This is a genomic window from Salinimonas iocasae (assembly GCF_006228385.1).
GTDB classification, from domain to species: domain Bacteria; phylum Pseudomonadota; class Gammaproteobacteria; order Enterobacterales; family Alteromonadaceae; genus Alteromonas; species Alteromonas iocasae.
Map to the genome: position 1 here is coordinate 1,260,271 of NZ_CP039852.1, position 12,069 is coordinate 1,272,339.

The 12,069-nt window shown below is 48.9% G+C and carries 12 protein-coding genes; all 12 read left to right on the forward strand.

Going from position 1 to position 12,069, the window contains the following annotated elements; all coding sequences use genetic code 11:
* The 12 genes from FBQ74_RS05455 to der all read left to right on the forward strand — a co-directional run bounded on the left by FBQ74_RS05455 (position 1) and on the right by der (position 11,537).
* Entirely contained in the window at positions 1 to 357 is a 357-nt protein-coding gene (locus FBQ74_RS05455; protein ID WP_139755718.1) for a HesB/IscA family protein, read from the forward strand.
* 6 nt (positions 358 to 363) lie between these two features.
* Entirely contained in the window at positions 364 to 900 is a 537-nt protein-coding gene (gene sufT, locus FBQ74_RS05460; RefSeq protein WP_139755719.1) for a putative Fe-S cluster assembly protein SufT, read from the forward strand.
* 24 nt (positions 901 to 924) lie between these two features.
* Positions 925 to 1,338, forward strand: a complete 414-nt coding sequence (locus FBQ74_RS05465) for a SufE family protein (protein ID WP_139755720.1) — start codon at positions 925 to 927, stop codon at positions 1,336 to 1,338.
* 149 nt (positions 1,339 to 1,487) lie between these two features.
* On the forward strand, positions 1,488 to 1,919 hold the full coding sequence (gene ndk, locus FBQ74_RS05470) for a nucleoside-diphosphate kinase (protein ID WP_139755721.1): 432 nt from the start codon (positions 1,488 to 1,490) through the stop codon (positions 1,917 to 1,919).
* 199 nt (positions 1,920 to 2,118) lie between these two features.
* Positions 2,119 to 3,237, forward strand: a complete 1,119-nt coding sequence (locus tag FBQ74_RS05475; RefSeq protein ID WP_139755722.1) for a bifunctional tRNA (adenosine(37)-C2)-methyltransferase TrmG/ribosomal RNA large subunit methyltransferase RlmN — start codon at positions 2,119 to 2,121, stop codon at positions 3,235 to 3,237.
* Positions 3,238 to 3,277: 40 nt separating this feature from the next.
* Positions 3,278 to 4,501, forward strand: coding sequence for a type IV pilus biogenesis/stability protein PilW (pilW, locus tag FBQ74_RS05480; RefSeq protein ID WP_139755723.1), 1,224 nt, complete (start codon positions 3,278 to 3,280; stop codon positions 4,499 to 4,501).
* A gap of 8 nt (positions 4,502 to 4,509) precedes the next feature.
* The gene (locus FBQ74_RS05485; protein ID WP_139755724.1) at positions 4,510 to 5,565 is read left to right on the forward strand and encodes a RodZ domain-containing protein; all 1,056 of its coding nucleotides are present in this window, start codon (positions 4,510 to 4,512) and stop codon (positions 5,563 to 5,565) included.
* A 2-nt stretch (positions 5,566 to 5,567) separates the two neighbouring features.
* Positions 5,568 to 6,689: a flavodoxin-dependent (E)-4-hydroxy-3-methylbut-2-enyl-diphosphate synthase gene (ispG, locus tag FBQ74_RS05490; protein WP_139755725.1), complete on the forward strand. Its 1,122-nt coding sequence runs from the start codon at positions 5,568 to 5,570 to the stop codon at positions 6,687 to 6,689.
* A gap of 76 nt (positions 6,690 to 6,765) precedes the next feature.
* On the forward strand, positions 6,766 to 8,043 hold the full coding sequence (hisS, locus tag FBQ74_RS05495) for a histidine--tRNA ligase (RefSeq protein ID WP_139755726.1): 1,278 nt from the start codon (positions 6,766 to 6,768) through the stop codon (positions 8,041 to 8,043).
* A gap of 40 nt (positions 8,044 to 8,083) precedes the next feature.
* The gene (locus FBQ74_RS05500; protein WP_139755727.1) at positions 8,084 to 8,704 is read left to right on the forward strand and encodes a YfgM family protein; all 621 of its coding nucleotides are present in this window, start codon (positions 8,084 to 8,086) and stop codon (positions 8,702 to 8,704) included.
* A 19-nt stretch (positions 8,705 to 8,723) separates the two neighbouring features.
* Entirely contained in the window at positions 8,724 to 9,998 is a 1,275-nt protein-coding gene (bamB, locus tag FBQ74_RS05505) for an outer membrane protein assembly factor BamB (protein WP_139755728.1), read from the forward strand.
* A gap of 93 nt (positions 9,999 to 10,091) precedes the next feature.
* Entirely contained in the window at positions 10,092 to 11,537 is a 1,446-nt protein-coding gene (gene der / locus FBQ74_RS05510) for a ribosome biogenesis GTPase Der (RefSeq protein WP_139755729.1), read from the forward strand.
* Positions 11,538 to 12,069 lie beyond the last annotated feature (532 nt).

Sequence of the window (12,069 nt, forward strand, 5' to 3'; positions counted from 1 at the left end):
ATGAGCGTAGAAACATTTGTACCCAGCGATAAAGTGGTATCACTGACCGATTCTGCCTTAAAACACTTTTCCAAAAAGCTGCAAAACAGTGATAAGAAGTGGATCCGCCTATCAACGAAAGTTAGCGGATGTACCGGCTATGCCTACGTTATTGACTTTGCAGAGGGTCCGTCAGAAGGTGATGAAACTGTCGAAGCGGGCGAAAATGTAATGGTGGCGGTGGACAATAGCGCCGTATCTCTGATTCGTGGTACTGAAATCGATTATGTCACCGAAGGGGTGAACGGCATTATTAAATATAATAATCCTAATGTAGTCGATGAGTGTGGCTGTGGCGAAAGTTTCAATATAGGGTAATTCACCATGGCAGCTCAAAAAATGGTGGTCACAGATCGCGAATGTACTGCGCGGCTTGTGCCTGCCGGCGACATGACAGTTATACCTGAAGGTGAGTTTGTCACTATCACTCAGGAACTGGGCGGTAACTATACAGTTACGTGGCGCGGTAATATGTATCGCATTGATGGTACAGATGCCGATGCGATAGGGCGTCAGGCCAAAGTGCTGAACTTTCCTGAGCCAGAAGATGGCAAAATCAGCGAACAGCAGGTATGGGATGCGCTGGAAACTATTTACGATCCCGAAATCCCGATAAACCTTGTTTCTCTCGGCCTGATTTATACGGTAAACATCGACCATGCTTCAAATACAGTAAGTATTGCCATGACCCTTACTGCACCCGGGTGTGGAATGGGACCGGTACTTGTCGGCGATGTAGAATACCGCGTTGGTATGGTGCCATTTGTAGAGAAGGTTGATGTGGATTTGGTTTTCGATCCTCCCTGGTCCAGAGAGATGATGAGTGAAGAAGCTCAACTGGAAGCCGGATTATTTTTCTAGCAACATACGTGGAACAGTAAAACAATGGAATTACCAGATAGTCAGGAGATCGTTGAGGACCTGGCGTTTTTCGATGACTGGGAACAGCGTTATCAATATATCATCGATTTGGGCAAAGCTATCAACGGCCTGTCTGATGAGCAGAAAACCGACGACAGACTGGTTAAAGGCTGTCAAAGCTCGGTCTGGCTTATTGAGCGTATTGATAATGGCCGTATCCGGTTTGAGGTAGACAGCGACGCTGTGATTGTTCAGGGCCTGTTGGCGCTGGTGTTAGCTGCATATGATGATAAAACGCCTCAGGAAATACTGGCATTTGATATTGACGGTTATTTTGCTGAGCTGGATCTGGAACGTCACATTAGCCCGACACGGGGCAATGGCCTTCGCGCTATAGTGGCTAAAATTCAGGCTTTGGCCAAACAGTCGGTATCCTGATCCTACTGTCATAGGTCTTTCATGAACACCATGCTAGACTGCATTTGAATACAATACCGCGTCACGGTAAAACGCCACTGGCAAATCAGGGTTTTATTGCCTATAATTCGCGGCCAAAAATTTTTAAACGAATTATCGGAGACTAGAACATGGCGCTAGAGCGTACTTTCTCTATCATTAAGCCTGATGCGGTTGCTAAAAACGTTATCGGTGCAATCTACAATCGCTTTGAAACTGCAGGTCTGCGCATTGTTGCATCAAAAATGGTGCACCTGAGCAAAGAACAGGCTGAAGGTTTTTATGCTGAGCACAAAGAGCGTCCTTTCTTTGGCGCATTGGTTGATTTCATGACATCTGGCCCGGTAATGGTTCAGGTGCTTGAAGGCGAGAATGCGATTGTTAAAAACCGCGAAATCATGGGTGCAACTAACCCATCTGAAGCAGCCGCTGGTACACTGCGTGCCGATTACGCTGTTTCTATCGACGAAAATGCGGTTCACGGTTCAGACGCTCCTGAATCTGCGTCACGTGAAATTGCTTATTTCTTCTCTGAAGAAGAAATTTGCCCACGTACTCGCTAAGCGAAAGCTGAAAAACAGATTAAAGGAGAGCATCAGCTCTCCTTTTTTGTATGGGGATTCATATCCTGGCAGCATTTCGTTGCTTTTACAGCATGGCCCGCTGTGGTAGAATTCGCGCCCAAATTTTGTACAGGTTGATACGCGCCAGACGCGGCCCTGCACACGTTTTCACGATGTTAAAAGTAAGGTCATTTACGCTATGGCAAAGACAAATCTGTTAAATCTCAATCGCGAGGGTATGCGTGCGTTTTTCAGTGAAATTGGTGAAAAACCGTTTCGCGCTGACCAGCTGATGAAATGGATTTATCACCATGGTGTCAGCGACTTTTCTCAAATGTCGAATCTGAACAAAAATCTGCGGGCGAAACTTGAAGCTCACAGTGAAATTGTAGCGCCGGAGATTGCGTACTTTCAGGAAGCCAGCGATGGCACAATTAAATTTGTGCTGGCGCTTGAAGGCGGTCAGGAAGTGGAAAGTGTCTGGATCCCGGAAAGCGACCGGGCGACTCTGTGTGTATCTTCCCAGGTCGGCTGTGCACTGGAGTGTACGTTTTGTTCTACCGCGCAACAGGGTTTCAATCGAAATCTGACTTGTAGTGAAATCATCGGACAGGTTTGGCGGGTTGCGACGCATCTTGGTTTATCTAATGACTCTGGTAAACGTCCTGTGACCAACGTGGTAATGATGGGAATGGGCGAGCCGCTACTTAATCTTAAGCACGTGGTCCCTGCAATGGATATCATGCTTGATGATTATGGATTTGGTTTATCTAAGCGCAGAGTAACACTAAGTACATCGGGTGTTGTGCCAGCTCTAGATAAGCTGGGTGACATGATTGATGTCGCGCTGGCAATTTCTCTTCATGCTCCCAATGATGAGCTTCGCAATGAAATTGTACCCATCAATAAAAAATACAACATTGAAGAATTTCTTGCTGGTGTCAGACGGTACCTGAGTAAGTCAAAAGCAAATCAGGGCAGGGTGACGGTAGAATACGTCATGCTTTCACATATTAATGACAGTACCGAACAGGCCCATGAATTAGCGAAAGTATTAAAAGATACGCCCAGTAAAATCAACCTGATCCCGTTTAATCCGTATCCGGGATCACCGTACACTTGCTCATCAAACTCGCGTATGGATAGATTCGCCAAAGTACTCATGGAGTATGGTTTTACCGTTGTTGTACGTAAAACACGGGGCGATGATATTGATGCGGCCTGCGGTCAATTGGTAGGTGAAGTTGCCGACCGGACAAAAAGAATGTTGAAAAAACAGATGAAGGGTGAGCAAATTTCGGTAAAAATGGCGCAATAGCGGATGTGAATGGAACAGACGTAATGGAGATAGTACCGAAATGCGCAAAAGCCTTATAGCGTGCCTGTTTATACTTACAGGGTGTGTTAGTCAGTCTCAGCCTGGAATGTTGAGCGATAACTTCGATACGCAGGAAGCAGCGAAAACGCGAATGTCGTTGGGCCTGACCTACCTGAAAAACGGTGAGTATTCGCAGGCAAAGAAGAATCTTGATAAGGCATTGGAGTTCGGGCCTCGTATGGCGCAGGTTCATTATGCCATGGCGTACTATTACCAAACGGTAGAAGACAAGCCCCGTGCTGTAGAATTTTTTGAAAATGCCATGTCTCTGGCGCCACGTGATGCGGATATCGCCAATAGCTATGGTGCTTATCTGTGCGAACAGGGTGAGTATGAGGAAGCGAATACCTACTTCACCCGGGCAGTTAAGAATCAGCGTTACGCGAATGCCGTTCTTACCTACGAAAATATGGGTATATGTGCCAGTCAGCGCGGGTTTCATGATGATGCAATAAACTATTTCAACGATGCGTTAAATCACCAGCCATCACGTACTAAAACACTATATTTGCTGACCCAGGAATATGTCGCCACGCAGCGCTGGGCTGAAGCAGCAGAGACGCTTAAGCGCTATGAAAAGGTATCTCGCATTAGCCCTGATTCATTATGGCTGGCTGTTGAAATTGCCCGTGGACAAAAAGATTTAGAAAGTCAGCGTGCTTATGGCGAGATGTTGCTAAGCATGTTTCCGGACAGCGAGCAGGCAAGCCAGTATGAAGCAATCCGTACTGATCGGCCGGTGTTAAAACGCACCCGGAAAGCTAAAGTAGTGGCTACGCCGTCACCATCAGCGCCATCAGAACAGTCAGAAAAGTTGCCGCAGGATGAAGAGCAGGTAGTTGAGCAGCAGGTTAATAGTACTGAGCCTGCAAAAGTCTCAGAAACATCAGAAGCGTCAGAAACAAGGCTGGCCGACACTAACAATCAGCCAGAAAAAGAAGCAACGATATCAGAAACACCGGAATCTGAGGTTATCTCGAACTCAGCATCCGAAGAAGTGTCCGAGGCGCAGACGGATACTGCGTCATCGTCTCAACAGAAGCGGTACCATGTTGTTCAGGCTTCAGAGAACCTGTACCGTTTATCTGTAAAGTATAATATTAAAATGTCGACACTTCTTAAATGGAACCAACTAACGGACAGTGATTTGCTGGAGGCGGGAACCCGTTTGTGGCTGGTTCCACCAGAGCAACAAACTAACTAGGTAGTTGAATGAATTCAGAAGATGTACATCACGACACTACAGCGAATGAGCAACGTGAGCCGTCAGTGTCCTCGCCAGGAGCTATGCTCAGGCAGGCTCGAGAGCAGCAGGGGCTAAGCCAACAGGATATTGCGGATAAAATTTTCGTGAAGGTCAATACGGTCGATAGTATTGAGAACGATAAAATCGATCAGACTATGTCGGTCACCTTTACCAAAGGCTACGTTCGCAATTATGCCAAGCACCTGGGGCTTGATGCTGACAGAGTCATCAGTGCTTTTGAAAGCACCCATACCAATCCAGAGTCACCAGCGCGCCTTCAGAGCTTTTCTCAAAAAGTCGCTAAGCAGGCGCATGATGATCGCTGGATGATGGTGACGTATGGTATTTTATTCTTGCTCGTTGCCGGGGTGGTAATCTGGTGGTATCAACAGGACGATAGTGTCGTGGATGATACAGCGACCACCGCCGGTGAAACCATCGAAAGCTCAGAGCGTGCTTCTGCCGTTACGGCCTCCCCACGTACAGATGCCGAACCTGATGTAGAGGAAAGTCAGCCACAGAGTCTTTCACAAACCCGTCAGGATAATGAGGCGGAAGCATCACCGGTTCAAACACAAACAGCTGCGCAGCCATCGACGAATGCACGTGCTACTACGGGCGGTCAGGAACAGGCAGGCAGCCTGCAAGCCGATACTGCTCAAGAGCGTGTTGCTGAAGATGATGATTCACCGTCTGAGAGTGACATAGCGCAAGTTGGTGACGCATCAGCCGAGCAGACAGCGAACGAGGCTTCACAATCTCCGGCAAGCGCTGATACAGCGAAGATGACGTTTACATTTGGTGAAGACTGTTGGGTCAATATTGAAGATGCCAATGGTGAGACCATTGCTACCGGTATTAAGCGCGAGGGGCGGGTAATGTCAGTATCCGGTCAACCGCCAATCAGTGTTACTTTAGGCGCGCCTGACAACGTGGCTGTTACCTTAAACGGCACCAGCGTTGATATATCAGACTATCAGAATGGTCGTACAGCGCGCTTTACCTTACCATTGCAGGAATAATCATGTTTGCAGAAAGTCCGATCAAACGCAGAAAATCTACCCGGATTCATGTAGGGAGCGTTCCAATCGGTGACGGTGCGCCCATTGCTGTGCAGTCTATGACAAATACTCAAACTACGGATGTAGACGCCACAGTTGCTCAGATAAATCGTATAGCCGCAGTGGGTGGCGAGATTGTCAGGGTTTCCGTACCGACCATGGATGCTGCGGAGGCATTTAAACAAATTCGCAGTCAGGTCAGCGTGCCGCTGGTGGCTGATATTCATTTTGATTATCGTATTGCATTGAAGGTTGCTGAATACGGCGTAGATTGTCTGCGCATTAATCCGGGCAACATCGGCAATATGGATCGCATCCGCTCAGTAGTAGATTGTGCCAAAGACAAAAATATTCCCATACGGATTGGGGTTAACGGCGGCTCGCTGGAAAAGGATTTACAGGAAAAGTATGGGGAACCCACCCCCGATGCGTTGGTTGAGTCAGCCATGCGTCACGTGGATATTCTGGACAAACTTAACTTTGACCAGTTTAAAGTCAGTGTTAAGGCCTCTGATGTGTTTCTGGCGGTAGGCGCTTATCGCGGCCTGGCACAAAAAATCGATCAGCCGCTTCACCTTGGCATTACTGAAGCCGGTGGTTTACGTGCCGGTTCGGTGAAAAGTGCTGTTGGCCTGGGCATGCTGCTGGCTGAAGGTATTGGTGATACGCTTCGTGTATCACTGGCTGCCGACCCCGTCGAAGAAATTAAAGTTGGTTTCGATATCCTTAAGTCGCTGCGTATTCGGTCTCGCGGTATTAACTTTATCGCCTGCCCGAGTTGTTCACGACAGGAGTTCGATGTCATTGCCACGGTCAACGCGTTGGAGCAACGCCTTGAAGATATTCTGACCCCCATGGACGTGTCGATTATCGGCTGTGTTGTGAACGGGCCGGGCGAAGCAGAAGTTTCGGACCTCGGATTAACCGGTGCGCGCAACATGAGCGGATTTTATGAAGACGGTAAGCGACAGAAAGAGCGCCTGAAAAACGACGAGTTAGTTGATCAGCTTGAGCGCCGGATTCGTGCTAAAGCCAGTCAGATGGACAGTGCGCAGAAAATCGCCGTATCGGTGCAAGACGACTAACAGGCAACGATTGTTGTTTGTATGCAAAGCCCCTATAATGCGGGGCTTTTATTTATCAGCAGTATGAGATTTTCAGGTGGCTAAAACAATACAGGCTATTCGCGGCATGAACGATTGCCTGCCAGAGGTTTCCGGTATCTGGCAGCAGGTAGAATCGACGTTACGACAGGTGGTAGCCAGCTATGGTTATCAGGAGATTCGTACGCCCATCGTAGAAAGCACCGATTTATTCAAACGCTCGATTGGTGAAGTTACCGATATCGTCGAAAAAGAAATGTATACCTTTGAGGATCGCAATGGTGACAGCCTTACTTTGCGTCCTGAAGGAACCGCCAGTTGTGTGAGAGCCGGTAATGAGCATGGCTTACTGTACAATCAGCAACAACGTCTGTGGTACATGGGACCTATGTTCCGCCATGAGCGGCCGCAAAAAGGCAGATACCGCCAGTTTCATCAGTTCGGAGTAGAAGCTTACGGACTGGACGGACCGGACATTGATGTGGAAGTCATTCTGCTCAGTGCTCGTCTGTGGAAGGCGTTCGGTATAAGCAATCACGTTAAGCTACAAATCAATTCATTAGGCTCCAATGGAGCACGTCAGGCGTATCGCGAAGCGCTGATTGCATTTTTGACAGCACGATCCGACCAGCTGGATGAAGATTCCAGACGCAGAATGACATCCAACCCCCTGCGTGTACTTGACAGTAAGAATCCGGATGTTCAGAAAGCACTGGAAGGCGCGCCGTCCCTGCTTGATCATTTGGATGACGCGTCGGCAGAACATTTTTCACTTTTATGTGAACGATTAACGCAGGCTGGTATCGAATATGAGGTTAATCCAAGGCTGGTTCGCGGCCTGGACTATTACAATCGCACAGTGTTTGAATGGGTAACTGACAGCCTGGGGTCTCAGGGGACAGTATGCGCCGGAGGACGTTATGATGGCCTGGTGGAGCAACTTGGTGGTAAAGCAACACCTGCGGTAGGCTTCGCTATGGGTATGGAGCGTTTGGTGCTGCTTTTGACCACGCTTGATGCCCAGCAACAGACGCCAGCCAGTGCTGATATCTATGTTACCGCGCTGGGCGATGAAGCAGCAGCATATGCAATGAAAGTCTCGGAGCAGTTGCGTGATGCCATACCTGATTGCCGGGTGACCACCCACTGCGGTGGCGGCAACATGAAAAAGCAATTAAAGCGTGCTGATAAAACCGGTGCGCAGCTAGCGCTGATTTTGGGTTCAGATGAAGCGCTGAACAGTCAGGTCACGATTAAACCGTTGCGCAGTCAGCAGGAGCAGGTCACCATAGCACTGGACGATCTACCCGGCACACTGACAACGATGATGGAATAAAAAGTGTCGAACGAATAGGCACAGACAGTAGAGGTTGGTAATGGAAAAGTTCGCTACAGAAGAACAACAAGTCGAGGCGATAAAACAGTTTTGGAAAGACAACGGTACGGCCATCATCATCGGTGCTGTGCTAGGTCTTGGCGGTCTCTGGGGCTGGCGCTATTACAGCGAAAGCCAGCTGGATGCTAAAGCGAAAGCGTCAGCAGAATATCAGGCGGTTGTTGAGACAGCCACTGAAGAGGGCGGTATTGATAATATCAGTAAGTTCGCACAGGCGAACCCGGATAACGGGTATGGCAATATTGCCGCTTTAATCGCGTCACGCCAGCTTGTTGAAAAAGGTGATCTCGAAGGTGCAGCAGCACAGCTTAAGCTGGTGATGGAACGCACCGAGGACACAGAACTGAAATCGTTATCAGCAGTGCGTCTTGCACGCCTGCAGATTGAAATGGATGCAGCAGATAAAGCACTGGCAACGCTCGATGGTATTGATAGCGAGTCCTTTGCGGCTTTGGTTGCAGAGGTTCGTGGTGATGCATTTGTCAAAAAAGGTCAGGCGGACGATGCACGTATGGCTTATACCAAGGCATTAGAAAGCGATACTGCTAACCAGCTGGTAAAAATGAAGCTGGATAATTTATCTGTAGCCACAGGCTCGTAACGTCCAAGAGGTAGCTGATTTGTCTCAAGTAACACACGGTCAATTGCGCCGCGTATCCAAAGCGTTGGGCCTGAGCCTTGCGCTATCCGTCACACTTACCGGCTGTACGACAGTATCTAACTGGTTTGCTGATGATGAAGAAATCGAAATTCGTACACTTAAGCCCATTGAAGCGAAGTTTCAGCCAGAAATAGTATGGGAAACATCCGTAGGTGACGGTGTTGGCGATTACTTTTCCCGCCTGCGCCCGGTGACTGATGGCGAAACAGTATACATGGCCAGTCGTCACGGTGAGGTTGCCGCACTGGATGTGGAAACCGGCGATGAACGCTGGGAAAAAGACTTTGCTTCATACAGTGATGACAGCATGCTTAGCGGGCTTACCCAACTTTGGGAATCTGGTAAATCTGCGCGTATTGGCGGTCTGACTCTTGAGGGCGACGTTTTATACATGGGCACGGAAAATGGTTCGGTGCTGGCTCTAAACAGTAAAGACGGGAGTCTTCTGTGGAGTGCGTCCGTAGCAGGTGAGATTCTGGCACCGCCAGCGGTAGCCGAAAATATTCTGGTCGTTAATACCGGTGCGGGCACGCTCTATGCGCTTGACGCTGAAACGGGCGAGCAACTTTGGTTTAATGAAGCCGATGTTCCGCCGCTGAGTCTGCGCGGTATCTCTGCTCCGGTGGCTGCCAATGGCGGTACGCTGGTTGGTACACCCACCGGCAAAGTACAGGTAAATGTACTCGATTCGGGAATGATTGCGTGGGAGACCGCCATTACTACACCTTCTGGTGCGACGGAACTTGAGCGTATCGTTGATGTGGATGTTACGCCTGTATTGTACGGTGGTATTGTTTACGCCATTTCTTACAATGGCACACTGGCTGCGGTAGAGTTACGAAGCGGTCGGGTTATCTGGAAGCGTGAGTACAGCTCTTACCGCGATCTGTCGATGGACGGTAATCAGCTTTTCCTGGTTGACAAAAACTCTACCGTATATGGCCTTGATCGCCGTAATGGTGTTGAGTTGTGGTCGCAAAGTACTCTGAAACGCCGTAATTTGACAGAAGCGCAGCCTGTTGGCGACCATCTTGTGGTAGGTGACCGCTGGGGGTATCTGCACTGGCTGGAGAAAGATTCCGGTACCATCGTGGCGCGCTATGACTTAGGCGGTGATGATGAAGACGAGTCTGTTTATGTCTCACCCATTAAAGTTGGTGATAATATTATTGCGGTGACGGAAGACGGCACGATTGCAATGCTTACCAGCGGGCCCACAGAGACTGCTGACTAAAAAGTCGATAACCGCTATAATACGCTTTATATGACAGGCCGCGTTGTTACGCGGCCTGTTTGTTCTTGAATACTTCTCATGTAGGAATACATCATGTTGCCTGTAGTTGCACTGGTGGGGCGCCCGAACGTTGGCAAGTCCACACTGTTTAATCGTTTAACAAATACCAGGGACGCGCTGGTAGCGGATTATCCCGGCCTCACCCGTGATCGGAAATATGGTCAGGCAACTTACGATAGAAAACAGTTTATCGTTGTGGATACAGGCGGTATCACGGGCGATGAGGAAGGTATTGATGAACACATGGCGCGCCAGTCACTGCTTGCGATTGATGAGGCCGACGTTGTTTTATTTATGCTGGATGCCCGCGCAGGCCTTATGCCTGCTGATCAGGGCATTGCTGAACATCTGCGCAAGGTAAACAAAAAAGTCTTTCTTGTGGCCAACAAGGTCGATGGCATCGACGGTGATAGTGAAAGTGCAGAATTCTATAAGTTAGGATTGGGTAACGTTTATCAGATCGCCGCTGCTCATGGTCGCGGTGTCAGTCAGCTGCTAAATACTTCAATGGCACCGCTGGCAGAAGATTTTCCCGAGATGGCTGTTGTTGATGAAGGTAAAGACGAAGAGATCAGCACAGAAGAGCAGCGCGAGCGACTGCGCAATCTGCCGATTAAGATGGCCATTGTGGGTAAACCCAATGTGGGTAAGTCTACGCTGACTAACCGCATGCTTGGTGAAGAGCGCGTTGTAGTCTATGACATGCCCGGTACCACCCGTGACAGTATCTATATTCCTTTGGAAAGAGACGATCGTGAATACATTCTTATCGATACGGCGGGCGTCAGAAAGCGCCGTAAAGTATCTGAAGCGGTAGAAAAGTTTTCTATCGTTAAAACCCTGCAGGCGATCGAAGAATCCAGCGTTGTTTTATTGGTAGTCGATGCCCGTGAGGGGATTTCTGACCAGGACCTGAGTTTGCTTGGGTTTGTTCTGAATTCTGGCCGTTCGCTAGTGATCGCGGTTAATAAGTGGGATGGTCTGAATACTGATATAAAAGATGAAATCAAACGGGAGCTGGATCGTCGTCTGGGTTTTGTTGATTTTGCCCGTTTACATTTCATTTCCGCGCTACATGGCTCGGGCGTTGGTAACTTATTCGAGTCGGTCATAGAAGCTTATGAAAGTGCTACAAAACGCGTTAACACAGCGCTTTTGACGCAGATTATGGAAATGGCACAGGAAGAGCATCAGCCACCTCTGGTACGGGGGCGCCGTGTGAAAATGAAATATGCTCACGCCGGCGGCTACAACCCACCAGTAGTGGTTATTCATGGTAACCAGGTAGATGACTTACCCAGTTCCTACAAGCGTTATCTAATGAACTACTTCCGTCGTTCGCTGAACGTGATGGGAACGCCGATAAGAATAGAATTCAGAGAAGGCGCCAACCCGTTTGAAGGCAAAAAGGAACAACTTACACTTGCCCAGCAGCGAAAACGCAAACGGATGATGTCTTATCACAGCAGAAAGAAATAGGAAGGAGGCGAGTGCCTCCTTTTTTATTATCTGCTGGTTTGCTGGCGGTCAATGCGGCCGGATCTGGTTTAAGCCTTAATGTTAGGGCTCTGAAATTCTCACTCAAATCACCTCTTTTATCCTGTTGAATTGTGGGGGTAATCTCCTGGGAAGGATTAGTATTTGCCGGTGTCGACCGGCAGCGACCAGAGGGGAAGCGCGTTTCCCCTCTGGACTCCCCCTTTGCCTAAACGCGCAACACGACAGCACGACTGAACAGGTAAAAGTAATCGGGACAAAAGGCGCATCCATGCGCCTGTTTGCCCCTGGCGCATCGTCCATGATGCGTCTTACTTTTACTTGATCTGTTCAGTCGTTCTGTCTGCGCGTTAAGGTCAAAAAGAGCGGTGTTTCTTCGAGTAATCAAAAGTTGCGGATAGAAGGATATCGATGAACCGTTGAGCAAGAGTGACAGGCTGTCCGGATAAGAGAATAGCAGGCGCATAAGGGATGAGGCGTCAGTAGTGTCAGGGGCAGGAGGCCCCTTACGCTA